Origin of the sequence: Pseudomonas moorei, assembly GCF_042846945.1 — a bacterium.
GTDB lineage: Bacteria > Pseudomonadota > Gammaproteobacteria > Pseudomonadales > Pseudomonadaceae > Aquipseudomonas > Aquipseudomonas moorei.
The window spans coordinates 4,857,498-4,873,887 of sequence record NZ_AP035776.1; the positions used below are offsets into that span (position 1 = coordinate 4,857,498).

Sequence of the window (16,390 nt, forward strand, 5' to 3'; positions counted from 1 at the left end):
CTACTCTCCACCAAGATCGGAAAAGGGTTTAAGCCCATTCAATAACCCGTACAAACCGTGCAACGGCACGGACAGCCATGTGGGGCGATTCTCTGCCTCGTAGGCCACTTCGTACGCTGCCTTCTCCAGACCGAACAACGCCAGCGCGGCGTCCTCGCCTTCAGGATCTTGCCATGCATGGCCAAGACTAGCTGCCGCCAGCCGATAAGCGTCGACAAATGCTTGCCGCGCTTCGCTCAAGTAGCGATCGGAAACCCGTTGGCGAGCCGCGCGGGCTTCGGCAGTGTTATCAACGTTATGCACGTTGATGGCCATGGCCGCAGCGTAGTCGAAAGATCGCAAAACGCCGCTCACATCTTTAAATGGACTGTGTTTGCCACGACGTTCATGCAACGGTCGCGCCGGTTCGCCTTCGAAGTCGATCAGATACGCATCACCCTTGATCACCAGTACCTGCCCCAGATGCAAGTCGCCGTGCACGCGAATCTTCAGTCCTCCCACGGATTTTTTGCCCAGTGCCTGCACATGACTGAGGATGGCTTTTTTGTTGTCCAGTAAACGGCTGACCAGGCCTTTGTCCGCCGGGTTCAGTTCGGTTTGATGGTCTTTAAGCAACTTCAACGCATGCTCGATTTGTGCCACGACATCCTTGGCCGAAGCCTGTGCCTCTTTTTGCGTAGTGACGTGCGGAGCGAAATCCGGATTGTCGCTCGGCGCCGCCAGCACCTGGTGCATTTCCCCCAGGCGCTGCCCCAGCATGGCAGCGAAATCTTTCAATTCACCGAGCGCGTTGTAGTGTTGTTCCTGCTCGGACATGGCGTCCGCCAACTCATCGCGCAGCGCTCGCTCCAGGTTGTTCTGCGTCCACTCCCAGGCGTCGCCCTGATTGCTCAAATAGCCTTGGGCAATCATCAGCAAGTTGTCCTCGCCCCTGGCATCCCGGCGTACCACCGCGCCCAGCAACGGCGAAATGTTGCGGAAACCGGCGCGTGTCAGATAGGCACTCATCTCCAGTTCCGGGTGCACACCGGCGGCGACTTTGCGGATCAGCTTCAACACCAGGCTGTTGCCGATCACCACTGAACTGTTCGATTGCTCGGCAGACAGGTAACGCACTTCCGATTCAGCCGTCAGCCCCAGCTTGGCCAGTTCGGCGGTTGGCTCGAAGCGGATCTCGCCACCGTCCGACGGCAGCACCAGATGGTCCTGCATACCCTGCAGCACGGTGTGGATGAAATTCTCGAGACTGAAGGCATCGGTGATCAAGCCGACCTGCGGCCCTCGACGAACCCGTGACAGTGCCAGCTGCTGCGGCAGTGCCGTCCCGACCTGGTCTTCAGCAATGAAGCCGAACGGCAGTTGGTAACGGCTGGTCTGCCCACCGCTGGAGACTTCGATTTCACTCAACAGCACCGGGTGCGTGGCATCACCAAAACGCACACCATAGGCCAGGTGGACCTGGTCGATGGCCGCGTCCTTGCCGGCGAACCAGCGGCGGTTTTGCAACCAGTTGGGCAAAATGTCCTGTTCAAGCGTGTCGCGTGCCGGGGCTTCGAGCAGCTCTTCCATGCGTTTTTTCAGGACCAGCGTGGTGAAGTCCGGCAAGCTTTGGGCCGGTTCCACGTGCCAGCTCGGCATCTGGTTTTCCGTGGCCAATACGAACCAATAGAAGCCATAAGGCGCCAGGGTCAGGAGAAAATTCAGCTGTCCGATCGGCGGAAACGCGTTACCGCCAAGCATCTCCACCGGCACCATGCCGACGTAGGCCGACAGATCCAGCTCCGCCGCCTGCGCACTACGCGACACGTTGGCCACACACAGAATGATTTCGTGCTTGCCGTCCGCCCCGGTGAATTCGCGGGTGTAGGCCAGGATCCTGCGGTTGCTCGGCGAGAGCATTTTCAAGGTACCGCGCCCGAACGCCTTGGATTGCTTGCGCACCGCGAGCATCCGCCGGGTCCAGTTCAACAGCGAATGCGGGTCGCCGGCCTGGGTTTCGACGTTGACCGAGAGATAGCCGTATTGCGGGTCCATGATCGGCGGCAGCACCAGGCTCGCCGGATCGGCGCGGGAGAAGCCGCCGTTACGGTCGATCGACCATTGCATCGGCGTGCGTACGCCATCGCGGTCGCCGAGGTAGATGTTGTCGCCCATGCCGATTTCATCGCCGTAGTACAGCGTCGGTGTGCCGGGCATCGACAGCAGCAGGCTGTTGAGCAACTCCACCCGCCGTCGATCACGCTCCATCAAGGGTGCCAGGCGCCGGCGAATCCCCAGGTTGATACGCGCACGACGATCAGCCGCGTAGTAGTTCCACAGGTAATCGCGCTCCTTGTCGGTGACCATCTCCAGGGTCAGTTCATCGTGATTGCGCAGGAAAATCGCCCACTGGCAATTGGCCGGGATTTCCGGGGTCTGGCGCAGGATGTCGGTGATCGGGAAGCGGTCTTCCTGAGCCAGCGCCATGTACATGCGCGGCATCAGCGGAAAGTGAAAGGCCATGTGGCATTCATCGCCGTTGAGGCCCTGTTTGTCGGTGTCGCCGAAATACAATTGCGTGTCTTCGGGCCATTGATTGGCCTCGGCCAGCAACATGCGGTCCGGGTAATTGGCGTCGATTTCAGCGCGGATCTGCTTGAGGACGTCGTGTGTCTCGGGCAGGTTTTCGTTGTTGGTGCCGTCGCGTTCGATCAAGTACGGGATCGCGTCGAGGCGCAGACCGTCAATGCCCATGTCGAGCCAGTAACGCATCACTGACAGGACCGCTTTCATGACTTGCGGGTTATCGAAGTTCAGGTCCGGCTGGTGCGAATAAAAGCGGTGCCAGAAGTACTGGCCGGCGACCGGGTCCCAGGTCCAGTTGGACTTTTCGGTGTCGAGAAAAATGATGCGCGTACCGTCGTACTTTTGATCGTCATCGGACCACACGTAGAAATCCCGCGCCGCTGAACCTTTCTTGGCCTTGCGTGCGCGCTGGAACCAGGCGTGCTGGTCGGAGGTATGGTTGATGACCAGTTCGGTGATCACCCGCAAGCCGCGTTTGTGCGCCTCGGCGATAAAGCGCCTGGCGTCGGCCAGGGTGCCGTAGTCGCTGTGGACGCCGCGATATTCGGCGATGTCATAGCCATCGTCGCGCCGTGGCGAGGGGTAGAACGGCAAGAGCCAGATGGTGTTGACGCCGAGGTCGGCAATGTAATCGAGCTTGGCGATCAGGCCGGGAAAATCGCCAATCCCGTCATTGTTGGAGTCGAAAAACGATTTGACGTGAACCTGATAGATCACCGCATCCTTGTACCAGAGCGGGTCCTTGATGAAGGTGGCTGCCTTGGGTTTCTTCGCCATTGGAAACTCCTTTCGCATTCGAACTAACCTCTGAGCCGATCACCCATTCAATTTTGGTTATTACCTGTGGTGGACTCAGGACGCGGTGATCCGCCAGATCCCGAACGGCTGATGCGCCGGGTCGATCCGCATGAACTGGTACTTGCCGTACCAGGTCCAGCGATGACCGTTCATCAAGTCTTCGCCGTGGGTAGTGGCATCGTCGGGCAAGCCCATTTCCCACAGCGGCAATTCGAAATTCGCCTCCTGCGGGTGATGCGGGTCGAGGTTGACGGCCACCAGGATGAAATTGCTGCCATCGACGCTGCGTTTGCCGAAATACAGAATGTTGTCGTTCCAGGCGTTGTAGACCTTCAGGCCCAAATGCGTGTGCAGCGCAGGGTTTTGCCGGCGGATGCGATTGAGCTGGGCAATCTCCGCAATGATGTTGCCCGGCGCGGTGAAGTCCCGCGGGCGGATCTCGTACTTCTCGGAGTCCAGGTATTCCTCCTTGCCCGGAATCGCTGTCGACTCACACAACTCAAACCCGGAATACATGCCCCACAACCCCGAGCCCATGGTCGCCAGTGCCGCGCGAATCAGAAACCCGGGTCGCCCGGAATCGTGCAGGAACGCCGGATTGATGTCCGGCGTGTTGACGAAGAAGTTTGGCCGGAAGCATTCACGCCATGGCGACTCGTTCAGCTCGGTGAAATAGGTCGCCAGTTCCTGTTTGGTATTACGCCAGGTGAAATAGGTGTAGCTCTGGGAGTAACCGACCTTGCCCAGACGCGCCATCATGGCCGGCGTGGTAAAGGCCTCGGCGAGGAAAATCACCTCGGGATACAACGCACGCACATCGGCGATCAGCCACTGCCAGAACGGCAACGGTTTGGTGTGCGGGTTGTCGACGCGAAAGAGCTTCACGCCCTCCTCGACCCAGCCCACCACGATATCGCGCAATTCAACCCACAAGCTGGGAATCGCCTCGGCGGCGTAGAAATCGACGTTGACGATGTCCTGGTATTTTTTCGGCGGGTTCTCGGCGTATTTGATCGTACCGTCAGGGCGCCAGTTGAACCAACCGGGATGCTGCTGTAGCCATGGATGGTCCTGGGAGCACTGAATGGCGAAGTCGAGGGCGATTTCCAGACCGTATTCAGACGCGGCCACCACCAGTCGGCGGAAGTCTTCACGGGTGCCCAGTTGCGAATGAATCGCCTCATGGCCGCCCTCTTCGCTACCGATGGCGTAGGGGCTGCCCGGGTCGTTAGGCCCGGCGGTCAGGGAATTGTTCGGGCCTTTGCGATAGCTGCGACCGATCGGGTGAATCGGCGGGAAATAGAGCACGTCGAAGCCCATGTCCTGAATCATCGGCAAACGCGAATGCACGTCGTTGAAGGTGCCGTGGCGAGCCGGATCATCGGTGATCGAACGTGGGAACAATTCATACCAACTGGCGAACTGCGCCAGTTCGCGTTCGACATCAACCGGAAACTCGGGGCTCAGACTCAGGTAAGCACGGTGATCGGCCTGGGCCATCAACCCGGCGCTACGGTGGTGCAGAAACAACGCGACCTGCTCGGTTTCGAGCAATCCGCACAATTCATGGTGCAGCGCCGCCAGTTGCTCGCTCAGTTGCCCCTCGGTGCGCTCGGCCGCTTGCTGAACGTGAAGGCGACCTTCCTGCAACTCCAGGCTGACGGGGACGGAGGCCATGTGCTTTTTTTCCAGCTCATGAAGGAAACTGGCGAATTGATCGATCCAGGCCTCGATACAGAACACATAACGCCCCTGGTCTTCGACGCGGAAGCGGCCTTGCCAGCCATTGTTGCCCAGGGCGGTCATGACTTCGCTGTGCCAGACCTCATCGCCCTCGGTGCGCCAACGTACCCGTACCGCGAGCCGGTCATGGCCGTCGGCATACACTTTACTGGTGACCACCACGTCCTGACCCACCACCGCCTTGACAGCGAATTGCCCGCCGTCGAGGGTCGGCATGGTGTTTTCAATCACGATCCGTGGCAGCAATAGAGCCTGCGACAGCGGCATGTGCGGGTTGTAGCTCAATTCTGTCGGTTTTTCAGTCGTCATCGAGCATCTCTCCATTACGCCCCATGGACGCTCTTGTGTCTGGTTGTCATCCCGATTAACTCACTTAGGTTCCGAGCGCCGGGCGCCCGGAAAAGTTCATCGATAATTGGCCGGAATCAAATCCGTAGCGTGGCGGTCAATCAACTTAAGCACGACTCACGCCATGTGCCACTGGAGGCTAGACCATGACCAATCCATTCCCTGGAGAAACACCCGATCCGAACATCGACAATCCGGTAATCCCACCGACCGATCCGCAACCTGTTCCCGAGCAGGAGCCGCCGGGCACTAACCCGCCTCCACGGGAGGAGCCACCGACGACCATGCCGCCGGTGATTGTGAATCCTGAGTGATGACAGCCGTTCGTTTGAATCAATCGACCCCAAGCCTCGCGTGGGGTCGATTGAACTGGAAAAAGGAATGACTATTCCTAAAAGCCTGTAGTCCCGCTCCTAAAGCGACCTTTGCGCCAGCCTTATCCCTTACCAATAGTCGATACATCCGTTTAGATAGCCATCCCCCTACTGCCGTGAGCGTCATCAGCCATGAGCATCGTATTTTTCAGCGTCAACCGCTTCATTAACAGAGCGAGCGCCCGAGCAAAGGCGTTCAACCATGGACGAATGAATGATGGCTGGCCACATGTTGAAATTATGCAAATACGATCTTCTTTATCCTCAAAGTAAGTGCGACCTTCGAGAAAAAACCCATAGAAGCTCAATCATTAGTGAGCTGGAGATGTGCTCACTTCACCAAAGTATCGACTTTGGCCAACACGAGCTGTTGGGTAGCAAGAGTGACGAGTACGATTCAAGCCCGACGCCCTATGTGCATATCACCCAGAGTGAGGATGTAGGCAGCGCTTAAGGATCAGGTTTTTCAATCAGCCGAACAATCCTCGGCACCACACTGAAAATCACCAGCGCCAACACTGTACTGAACACCGCCGTCGCTTCCCTGCCCAACCCGGCGGAGACGCCGATGGCGGCGGTCATCCATAAGCCGGCGGCGGTGGTCAGGCCTTTGACGTGGCCTTCGTCGCCTTCCTGGTTTTTCAGGATGGTGCCGGCGCCGAGGAAGCCGATGCCGGCGATGACGCCCTGCACAACCCGGCTCATGGCATCGGCCTGGGAACAGGACATCTGTGGCACCAATACGAATAGCGCCGCGCCGAGTGCCACCAGCATATGGGTACGTACGCCTGCGGCCTTGCCCTTGCTCTCGCGTTCGAAGCCGAGAATGCGTAAGCGTCTGGGGAAGTCACCTTCCGAACTCCAGCATTAAGGGCGATGGTGTCCGCGTATTTTTAAGCGGACGCCATCGGCCTTAACGTCAGGATTTCCATGCGCCATCGAAGCTCTTATCCGAAACCCTTCAAGGCCCAGGTTGTTCAGGAATGCCTGCAACCGGGCGCAACCCTATCCAGCGTCGCCATCAGCCACGGCATCAACCCCAACGTGATCCGCAAGTGGCTGCCGCTTTACCGAGACCAGCCGCCAGCAGCGTTTCCGGCTTTCGTTCCGTTGAGAGCTGCACCCAAGAGCCAGACGGAAGCTTTGGCGATTATTGAGCTGCCGCTTGGCGAGCAATCGATCACGGTGAAATGGCCGATGTCTGATCCTGAAGGCTGCGCCCGCTTTGTCCGTGGACTCACGCAATGATTCGCATCGACGCCATCTGGCTTGCCACCGAGCCCATGGACATGCGTGCCGGCACCGAGACCGCGTTAGCCAGAGTGATCGCAGTGTTCGGTGCGCGAAGCCGCACTGTGCTTATCTGTTTGCCAACCGCCGCGCCACTCGTATGAAAGTGCTGGTGCATGGCGGGATTGGCGTCTGGCTGGCTGCTCGTCGATTGAACCAAGGAAAGTTTCACTGGCCAGGCATTCGACTAGGCTGCGAGATGGAGCTGGATGCCGAGCAACTTCAGGCTTTGGTGCTCGGACTGCCTTGGTAACGCGTTGGAGCTGGCGGTGCAATCACATTGCTCTAGAAGCTGTAATTAGCGCCTCGGCCTACTGCACTACGCCATATTCGGGGCTCAAGGCGGTCGTTTATGACTTCAGTCCAAGCCGTGCGGGAGAGCATGCACGCAACTTCCTTGGCGCGTGGAATGGCAAGCTGGTTTGCGATGATTTTGGTGGTTACAAAGCAAGCTTCCAGCAAGGCATCACTGAAATCGGCGGCATGGCCCACGCCCGCCGCAAGTTTTTTGATCTGCACGCGACGAACAAAAGCCAACTGGCCGAGCAGGCGCTGCACTCAATTGGTGGGTTGTACGAAATTGAACGGCTGGCGCGAGAGATGACCGACGAAGAACGCTGGCGAGTACGTCAGGAAAAAGCGGGGCCCCTTATCGACGCACTCCATACCTGGATGATGGCCCAGCGCGACCTTGTGCCCGAAGGGTCGGCTATCGCCAAAGCTCTGGATTACAGCCTCAAGCGCTGGATGGCACTGACTCGATATCTAGAGGACGGCGCTGTGCCCATAGACAATAACGCGGTCGAAAATCAGATAAGACCGTGGGCACTTGGGCGCTCCAACTGGTTGTTCGCCGGGTCACTGCGCAGCGGCAAACGGGCGGCAGCAATCATGAGTTTGATCCAGTCTGCGCGCATGAACGGGCATGATCCGTATGCTTACTTGAAGGATGTTCTGACTCGCCTGCCGACGCAGCGGGCGAGTGAGATTAAGGAGTTGCTGCCGCATCGATGGGCGCCCATTCAATCACGCAAGGCGTGTTGGCCGGACATCTAGAAACAAAGGAATTGCCAAACGCCAACGGACATCCTCTTCATTCCTTTTAATCGAGATTGCGCGAATTATTGATGCTGTAACCGGTGGTATCCGTAGGCAGCTTCTTCTTGGCGAATCCGTTGATAACGAGGTAAAGCAATGGGCCAATCGATACGAAGACTGCCGTTATCAGAAAGTAAGGCACAAGAGAGACCGCAGATCGGCCTTTGGAGCGAGCGTCCCGATACATCCAGATGCAAGCGAGGACGCCGAGCAGGTAAAGGTCAATAACTACTTGGGCAGTGTCCGGGCTGGATATTAACTCCAGGCCGAAGTCGATGAGCGATTGATCGGCAACGAACATGGTACCCACCGTATACAAGGAAAAAATCACCAATGTGGCAAGTGAGAGGTAGGGTCTTTTCATTAGTCCTCCTTGAGCAAGAAGCGATGATCAACGCTGACAAGGTAGTGATATTGTCACGACGAGATCAATGACCTCACAGGTCATGGACTCAGCCAATTCGCGCCGTCAGAGTCGAACAATGAGCACCCGACCTTTTCCTCGAACGACACCCGCCATCACTGCAAGTGAGCAGTTGCGTCAACTGCGACGTCAGGCAAAATTGAGCCAACTCGACCTAGCCTTGATGTCAGGTATTTCTCAGCGCCACCTCAGCTGCATCGAGACAGGGCGCGCCAAGCCAAGCCCAGGAACTCTGCATAACCTACTCATGGCACTCGATGCGCCTCTAGAGCACTGCAACAGTGTCTTTCTCGCCAGTGGTTATGCACCGCGCTACGAAGCAACACCTCTTACCTCGCCAAGCATGGAGGCTGTTCGTGACGCTATAACTCACCTGCTTCATGCCAACAACCCCGCACCAGCGATTGTCTTGGGGAGTCAGTGGAGATATTGGCAGCCAACGCCAGCACTGGAGTGCTGTTCGATCTGGTCGGCCTGAGTGCCGATGCGGCAGAAGGCCTAAATCTGTTGGTAACGCTGCTGGAGCCTGGAGGGTTGGGCGATCATCTGAACAACGTCGAGGAAATCAGATTGATTGCTTGGCAAAGGGCAGCTAGAGAGGCCCTGAGCAACCCGGGGCTCGCTACGCTTCTGAAAAGCCTCCCCACGCCTCAAGAGGCTTCCACGTTGACAAACGAACTGCCTCCGTTGGTACTGACGCGGCTCGACTCAAGGCACGGGGAACTGAAATTCATGTCAACTTTTACAACATTTGGCATGCCTCTCGACATTACGATGGAGTCGCTGCGTATTGAGCATCTGGTTCCTGCCGACGCGAGAACCTGGGAAGTCATGGCCCGAGCCTATGGACAATTGAAATGCTGATGCCGTTATCTTCGGTTCAACACATTCATAGGTGTGTTCGCCAGACGCTTACGAGAATGCCGCCCAGGGTCGCGGCGATCAGCAGGCGCACGGTGATGCGCGTCAGTTGGAAAGCGTCGCCGATGTCAGCGAATTCGGCCTGCAGGGTCACCCAGACTTCATGCCACCAGGCGTTCATGGCGCTGTCCTTGAGAAGGTCATGGAAGGTGGACAGCGACGACCATTAATCGGTTTCACAGAACGATGACCGCCGGGTGTGCCCTAAGACTGTAGATCCCGCTGAAAAGAAGGACACTCCCATGACCGTGCGCATTGAAAACCAGACCTGCTTCTTTACCACCGAAAACGGCGAAGAAATTCGACTGTGTCCCGACGTCACCATTGTCACCGACGGGGAAAAAGCCATGTCTGCGGTAGACATCAACGGCCAGCACATTTACATCACCGAAGCAGAAGCCGACGCATTGACCGTCGCAGGCGCGGTGGACGGTCGCCGGCATCTGAAGGCGACTGACAGTGATTCGGTGATTTGACTGACCCGAATCAACATTGGCTGAAAACACCTGATATAGCTAACTGCGTGCCGCCGAGGCAGGTGCTTCAACTTGTCGCAGGATCGCACGCGACCGCCATCTGATCCGGTTTTTATTGCGATACCTGAGTCTGTTATGCAAACAGATGGCCGCTCATAGTGCTCATGCCTGATGGAGGCTGATGAGCGAAAGACCATGAGCGAGAGAATCCCCGTCCGAACCGTAGAAAGTGCCCCAATCGTAAGAACCCATGAACCTTCACGCCCCAAGATGAAGGTCAAGACCAGCGACAACCTGATCCATACCCGCAGCTTCACCGGTGTATTCCGCACCCTGCGCATGAGCGGTGCGGGATTTCTGTTTCTGCTGTTCTTCGGCACCGTATGGTTGAACTGGGGTGGGCGCCAAGCGGTGCTCTGGGACCTGTCCGAAAGCAAGTTCCACATCTTCGGCGCGACGTTCTGGCCACAGGATTTCATCCTGCTCTCGGCCCTGCTGATCATTGCCGCGTTCGGCCTGTTTGCGATCACCGTGTTCGCCGGGCGGGTCTGGTGTGGCTATACCTGCCCGCAAAGTTCCTGGACCTGGATCTTCATGTGGTGCGAGAAAATCACCGAGGGCGAACGTCACCAGCGCATCAAACTGCAAGCCGCGCCCTGGGGCTTGAACAAGCTGATGCGCCGCTCGGCCAAGCACACGCTGTGGCTGGCCATCAGCCTGCTGACCGGCCTGACCTTCGTCGGTTACTTCACGCCGATCCGGCCGCTGGCCGAAGAACTGCTGACCTTGCAGTTGAGTGGTGTCAGCCTGTTCTGGGTGCTGTTCTTCACCGGCGCCACCTACATCAATGCCGGTTGGCTGCGTGAAGCGGTGTGCATGCACATGTGCCCCTATGCGCGGTTCCAGAGCGTGATGTTCGACAAGGACACCCTGACCATTTCCTACGACGTCGCCCGGGGCGAAAGCCGTGGCCCGCGCAAACGCGAGGTCAAACCGGCCGAAGTCGGGTTGGGTGATTGCATTGATTGCCAACTGTGCGTGCAGGTTTGCCCGACCGGCATCGACATCCGCGATGGCTTGCAGATGGAATGCATCGGCTGCGCCGCGTGCATCGACGCCTGTGATTCGATCATGGACAAAATGGGCTACGCTCGCGGGCTGATCAGCTACACCTCGGAGCACCAACTGCAAGGCGGCAAGACTCATCTGTTGCGTCCACGACTGATCGGCTACACCGCCGTGCTGCTGGTGATGATCGGCGCCTTGGTACTGGCCTTGGTCGAACGGCCAATGGTGTCGCTGGACGTCAGCAAGGACCGCGGCCTGTTCCGCGAAAACAGCCAGGGGCAGATCGAAAACATCTACAGCCTGAAGATCATCAACAAGACCCAGCAGCGTCAGGACTACCGCCTGGCATTGGTCGACGGCGAAGGTTTCCAGTTGCAGGGCAAGACTGAACTGAGCCTGGCACCCGGCGAAATTGTCGATGTGCCGGTGTCGGTGGCAATGACCACGGACCGTCCGGCCAGCAGTTCGCAAAGCATCGCCTTCAAAATCGTCGACAGCGACGAACCCGGCATCTATAGCGTGGCCAAGAGCCGCTTTGTAGCGCCAATGAACCGCTGAGCCTTTAAGATGCACAGCTTTGTGGCGAGGGAAATTGCACCCTCGCCACCGTTATTCGATTCCATTGCGGGATACCGATGAAACGCTACGAAAAATTCGCCGACGACATCGCAGAACTGATCCGCTCCGGTGTCCTGGGCCCCGGACAGCGCGTGCCATCGGTGCGCTACGCCAGCCAGACCTACGGCGTCAGCCCCTCCACCGTGTTCCAGGCGTATTACCTGCTGGAGCGACGCGGCTTGATCCGCGCCCGGCCGCGATCCGGCTATTTCGTCAATGCCCATGCACCGCGACCGTTTTCCGAGCCGGAAATCAGCAGCCAGGTCAACGAATCGACTGAGGTCGACGTCAGCGAACTGGTGTTCTCGGTCCTCGACTCGATCAAGGACCCGAACACTGTGCCCTTCGGCTCGGCGTTCCCCAGCCCGACCCTGTTTCCGCTGCAACGGCTGTCGCGATCACTGGCCAGTGCCAGCCGCGAGATGGACCCGCGCATGGTCGTGACCGATATGTCGCCGGGCAACCCGCAATTGCGTCGGCAAATCGCCCTGCGCTACATGGTCGGCGGGCTGATGCTGCCCATGGAAGAACTGCTGATCACCAACGGCGCACTGGAAGCGCTGAATCTGTGCCTGCAAGCCGTGACCCAACCCGGCGATCTGGTGGCCATCGAAGCCCCGGCGTTCTATGCCTGCCTGCAAATCCTCGAGCGGCTGAAACTCAAAGCCGTGGAAATTCCGGTGCACCCGCGCGACGGCATCGACCTCGGCGTCCTCGCGCAAACCCTGGAACGCCACCCGATCAAGGCCTGCTGGTGCATGACCAGCTTCCAGAATCCCATGGGCGCCACCATGCCCGAGGCGAAGAAACAGGAACTGGTGGAGCTGCTGCGCCGTCACCAGGTACCGCTGATCGAAGACGATGTCTACGCCGAGTTGTATTACGGACAACAGGCACCGAAACCGGCCAAGGCGTTTGATACCGAAGGCCTGGTCATGCATTGCGGCTCCTTCGCCAAAAGTCTTGCGCCCGGTTATCGCATTGGCTGGGTGGCCGCAGGCCGTTACGCGCAAAAAATCGAACGCCTCAAACTCATGACGTCTCTGTGCGCCTCGATGCCGGCTCAGGCCGCCATTGCCGATTACCTGCAGCACGGCGGTTACGATCGGCATCTGCGCAAACTGCGCTATGCCCTGGAAGAACAACAAAGCGCGATGCTCGCGGCCATCGCTCGCTACTTTCCGGCTCAGACTCGCGTCAGTCAGCCAGCAGGCGGGTACTTTTTATGGCTGGAATTGCCGGAGCAGATGGATTCGTTGAAGTTGTTTCAAATGGCCCTGGCCCAGGGCATCAGTATTGCGCCGGGGCCGATATTCTCGCCGACCCAAAGATTCAGGAATTGCATTCGCTTGAATTACGGGAGCCCGTGGGATGAGGCGGCGGAAAAGGCGATGGAGACGTTGGGGCGGATTATTCGATCGTTCTGACGTTCAGATGTCGCTTGAAAGAACGCAATCGCGAGCAGGCTCGCTCCCACAGGACGACACGGTCAATTGTGGGAGCGAGCCTGCTCGCGAAGAGGCCAGACCTGACAGCGACCATCCAGAGGTCTAACGTCCACCCCCCAAATCAACGAAGGTCCCGGTCGCGTACGAAGCCTTGTCCGACAGTAACCAGACTATCGCCTCGGCCACTTCATCCGGACGCCCGCCACGGGCCATGGGTATCGCCGACTCCAGTTTGCTGACCCGATCAGGGTCGCCGCTCAGTGCGTGGAAATCGGTATAGATATAGCCGGGGCGTACGGCGTTGACGCGGATGCCTTCGCCGGCCACTTCCTTGGACAGGCCAATGGTGAAAGTATCGAGTGCGCCCTTGGAGGCGGCGTAGTCGACGTATTCGTTGGGTGCACCCAGACGGGTGGCGACCGAGGACACATTGACGATGCTGCCGCCCTGCCCGCCGTGCTTGGGCGACATGCGCAGAATCGCGTGCTTGGCGCACAGGACGGGCGCCAGCACATTGGTCTTGAGGGTTCTGAGGATACGAAATTCGGACATTTCGTCGACACGGGACTTGTGTCCCACGGTACCGGCGTTGTTCACCAGCGCGGTGACCCGGCCAAGTTCGGTATCAACCCGGTGAAACAGCGCGATCACTTCGTCTTCGATGCTGACATCGGCCCGTACGGCGATGGCCTGGGCACCCAGCGCGCGGACTTTCTCCAGCACGCCCTGCGCCGCTTGTTCGTCGGCCTGATAGTTGATGCAGATCCGGTAACCTTGTTCGGCGGCCAACAGGGCTGTGGCGGCACCGATGCCGCGACTGCCGCCGGTGATGATAATGACTTTGTCCATGCAGGCTTTCCCCGTTTCAAGCGTAAGCGTTCCGGGGGCAAGAATAACCGTCCTCGTCGGTTTTTGCATGAACCTGTCGCCAGCTCCCGGTTCACAAACGCCGGTCAAACCACCGCCAATTGCTCCGAACGATGAATCTCCACCATGAAACGCTCGGCGGGCAATGGATGCCCGAGCAGGTAACCCTGCAACGAGTCGCACCCGAGTTGGGTCAGGAAGTCCTGTTGCGACCCGGTTTCCACGCCTTCGGCGACGATCCGCAAACCCAGTGCCTGGCCCAGGGCGACGATGGCGGAAACAATCGCGGCATCGTCGCTGTCGCGCTCCAGGTCACGCACAAACCCGCGGTCGATTTTCAGTTCGTTGGCCGGCAGACGCTTGAGATACATCAAACTGGAATAGCCGGTACCGAAATCATCGATGGACAGGTCAACGCCCATGTCCGACAGCGCCTGAAGTACCGTCATGCTCGCATCGGCATCACTCATGGCGGTGGTTTCAGTGATTTCCAGGGTCAGGCTGTTGGCCGGCAGATGATGCGTGGCCAGCGCCTTGGCGACACTCTGCACCAGGCCGACATGGCAGAACTGCAAGGCGGAAAGATTCACCGCGATGCGCCAGTCGGTGTAGCCGAGCACGTACCACTCGCGCATCTGGCGGCAGGCTTCGTTGAGCACCCAGTCACCAATCGGAATGATCAGCCCGGTCTTTTCCGCGAGATCGATGAACTTGTCCGGCAGCAACATGCCCTGCGTCGGGTGCTCCCAGCGCAACAACGCCTCGGCACCGACCGGCCGACCGTTACCGGCGTCGAACTTGGGCTGGTAGTGAAGGCTGAACTCGTTGTGGTCCAGGGCGTTGCGCAGGTCCTGCAGCAGTTGCAGCTGTTTTCGCGCGTTGCTGTTCATCGAGGCATCGAAGAAGCTGTAACCGTTTTTGCCGGCGCCCTTGGCGTGATACATCGCCGCATCGGCATTCATCAGCAATTCGTGGGCGGTCTGGCCATTGCCCGGATACAGCGCAATACCGACGCTGGCAGAGATCTGCAAGTCATGTTCGGCGACCCGAAACGAACGGGCGATCAACCCGACCTGGCGCGCCGCCAGGCCCATGGCATCGTTCTGCTCACTCAACTGCACCAGCAACACGAACTCATCGCCGCCAATGCGCGCCAAGGTGTCCTGGCTGCGCAGGTCTTCACGCAAACGCAGGCTGACCTCGCGCAACAGCAAGTCACCCATGTGGTGACCGAAGGCGTCATTGACCGGCTTGAAGCCGTCCAGATCGATGAACATCAACGCAAAACACCCACCTTCGGCGTCAACCCTGGACATCGCCTGGTCGATGCGGTCGGCCAGCAGCACCCGATTCGGCAAACCGGTCAGGGTGTCGTGCAGGGCCAGTTGAGTGAGTTCGCGGTTGGCTTCGGTCAGCGACTGGGCAAGGCTGGCGGTGCGGGCCTCCAGGCGCGCATCGAGGATCGACGTCAACAAGGCAATGCTCAACACCGCCAGGGTGGTGATCAGCACGAGATTGTCCAGGCCTTTGCCATTCAGGCCATTGACCGCCGCGCCGCAAAAGCTGCCATCGGGAAAACGCGCAGCCGCCATGCCGGTGTAATGCATGCCGACAATGGCAATCCCCATGATGACTGCCGCACCGCCGCGGATCAGGCGCACATAAGGCGTGTGCTGACGCAAACGGAAGGCAATCCATAGCGCCGCCCCGGAGGCGCCTACCGCGATCAGCAGCGACGCGCTGAACAGCGTCGGGTCGTAATCGATACCCGGCTGCATGCGCATCGCCGCCATGCCGGTGTAATGCATGGCGCTGATCCCGGCGCCCATGGCCAGCGCGCCGACAGCCAATTGCCACGCCGGCAGTTGCGGCTGGCTGACCAGCCACAGGGCAAAGCCGCAAGACAGGACGCCGATCAACAGCGACAGCAGTGTCAAGGCGATGTCATAGCCCAGATCGATGGGCAATTTGAAGGCGAGCATGCCGATGAAATGCATCGACCATACGCCGATGCCCATGGCAAAAGCGCCACCCGCCGTCCATAAATGCACGGCCCGCCCCTTGGCCGTGGCAATGCGTCCAGTCAGGTCGAGAGCCGTGTATGAAGCGAGAATCGCCACACAGAGCGAAATGATAACCAGGGTGGGGGAATAGCTACCGATGAGCATGAGACTTCTCGCGAGTGCCCCCCTTGATGACGGTCATGCCTGGCGGGGCAAATCCGGCGATTGTACTGATTCCAAATGAGAACGCACTCACAAAATTAGCAAAAGGCCAGCAGTCCGATGAAACGCTTGTTTTAAGGTTTCACATTAACTGGACGCGTGGTTTTTAACGATCAATGTGGGGGCG

The 16,390-nt window shown here is 58.7% G+C and carries 11 protein-coding genes and 4 pseudogenes; 8 read left to right on the plus strand and 7 right to left on the minus strand.

Translation table 11 applies throughout. The annotated features are described in order from the left end of the window. Positions 1 to 3,342, minus strand: a complete 3,342-nt coding sequence (treS, locus tag ACGJAX_RS22855) for a maltose alpha-D-glucosyltransferase (RefSeq protein ID WP_390956265.1) — start codon at positions 3,340 to 3,342, stop codon at positions 1 to 3. A 75-nt stretch (positions 3,343 to 3,417) separates the two neighbouring features. Beyond that, a complete protein-coding gene (locus ACGJAX_RS22860) occupies positions 3,418 to 5,415 on the minus strand; it encodes a maltotransferase domain-containing protein (RefSeq protein WP_390956267.1) in 1,998 nt (665 codons plus the stop codon). Positions 5,416 to 5,600: 185 nt separating this feature from the next. Between ACGJAX_RS22860 and ACGJAX_RS22865 the strand changes: the two genes are divergently transcribed. Continuing rightward, a complete protein-coding gene (locus ACGJAX_RS22865) occupies positions 5,601 to 5,768 on the plus strand; it encodes a hypothetical protein (protein WP_390956268.1) in 168 nt (55 codons plus the stop codon). A 510-nt stretch (positions 5,769 to 6,278) separates the two neighbouring features. On the opposite strand, the pseudogene ACGJAX_RS22870 reads toward ACGJAX_RS22865, so the two are convergent. Then, positions 6,279 to 6,656, minus strand: a pseudogene (locus ACGJAX_RS22870) (MgtC/SapB family protein); the annotation flags it as partial. Positions 6,657 to 6,758: 102 nt separating this feature from the next. Here ACGJAX_RS22870 and tnpA point away from each other — a divergent pair. The 3 genes and pseudogenes from tnpA to tnpC all read left to right on the plus strand — a co-directional run. After that, on the plus strand, positions 6,759 to 7,076 hold the full coding sequence (gene tnpA, locus ACGJAX_RS22875; RefSeq protein WP_390956269.1) for an IS66-like element accessory protein TnpA: 318 nt from the start codon (positions 6,759 to 6,761) through the stop codon (positions 7,074 to 7,076). A gap of 142 nt (positions 7,077 to 7,218) precedes the next feature. After that, positions 7,219 to 7,371, plus strand: a complete 153-nt coding sequence (tnpB, locus tag ACGJAX_RS22880; RefSeq protein WP_390956270.1) for an IS66 family insertion sequence element accessory protein TnpB — start codon at positions 7,219 to 7,221, stop codon at positions 7,369 to 7,371. A 56-nt stretch (positions 7,372 to 7,427) separates the two neighbouring features. Then, a pseudogene (gene tnpC / locus ACGJAX_RS22885) lies at positions 7,428 to 8,174 on the plus strand (IS66 family transposase); the annotation flags it as partial. A gap of 46 nt (positions 8,175 to 8,220) precedes the next feature. Here the strand turns inward: tnpC and ACGJAX_RS22890 are convergent. Then, positions 8,221 to 8,580, minus strand: coding sequence for a DUF2834 domain-containing protein (locus ACGJAX_RS22890; protein WP_390956271.1), 360 nt, complete (start codon positions 8,578 to 8,580; stop codon positions 8,221 to 8,223). Positions 8,581 to 8,698: 118 nt separating this feature from the next. On the opposite strand from ACGJAX_RS22890, the pseudogene ACGJAX_RS22895 reads away from it, so the two are divergent. Then, a pseudogene (locus ACGJAX_RS22895) lies at positions 8,699 to 9,504 on the plus strand (helix-turn-helix domain-containing protein). Positions 9,505 to 9,556: 52 nt separating this feature from the next. Here the strand turns inward: ACGJAX_RS22895 and ACGJAX_RS22900 are convergent. Beyond that, a pseudogene (locus tag ACGJAX_RS22900) lies at positions 9,557 to 9,682 on the minus strand (MgtC/SapB family protein); the annotation flags it as partial. 121 nt (positions 9,683 to 9,803) lie between these two features. Between ACGJAX_RS22900 and ACGJAX_RS22905 the strand changes: the two are divergent. From ACGJAX_RS22905 to mapR, 3 genes are all read left to right on the plus strand, one after another. Continuing rightward, positions 9,804 to 10,037, plus strand: coding sequence for a DUF3203 family protein (locus ACGJAX_RS22905; RefSeq protein ID WP_247255801.1), 234 nt, complete (start codon positions 9,804 to 9,806; stop codon positions 10,035 to 10,037). 195 nt (positions 10,038 to 10,232) lie between these two features. Continuing rightward, positions 10,233 to 11,663 (plus strand): cytochrome c oxidase accessory protein CcoG, encoded by a 1,431-nt coding sequence (gene ccoG / locus ACGJAX_RS22910; RefSeq protein WP_390956272.1) that lies wholly within the window; start codon positions 10,233 to 10,235, stop codon positions 11,661 to 11,663. A gap of 77 nt (positions 11,664 to 11,740) precedes the next feature. Then, a complete protein-coding gene (gene mapR / locus ACGJAX_RS22915) occupies positions 11,741 to 13,150 on the plus strand; it encodes a GntR family transcriptional regulator MpaR (protein ID WP_247255799.1) in 1,410 nt (469 codons plus the stop codon). 123 nt (positions 13,151 to 13,273) lie between these two features. Here the strand turns inward: mapR and ACGJAX_RS22920 are convergent, their stop codons facing one another. Together ACGJAX_RS22920 and ACGJAX_RS22925 are read right to left on the minus strand one after the other, a co-directional pair. Then, positions 13,274 to 14,020, minus strand: a complete 747-nt coding sequence (locus ACGJAX_RS22920) for an SDR family oxidoreductase (protein ID WP_390956273.1) — start codon at positions 14,018 to 14,020, stop codon at positions 13,274 to 13,276. Positions 14,021 to 14,124: 104 nt separating this feature from the next. Beyond that, a complete protein-coding gene (locus ACGJAX_RS22925; RefSeq protein ID WP_390956274.1) occupies positions 14,125 to 16,206 on the minus strand; it encodes an EAL domain-containing protein in 2,082 nt (693 codons plus the stop codon). Positions 16,207 to 16,390 lie beyond the last annotated feature (184 nt).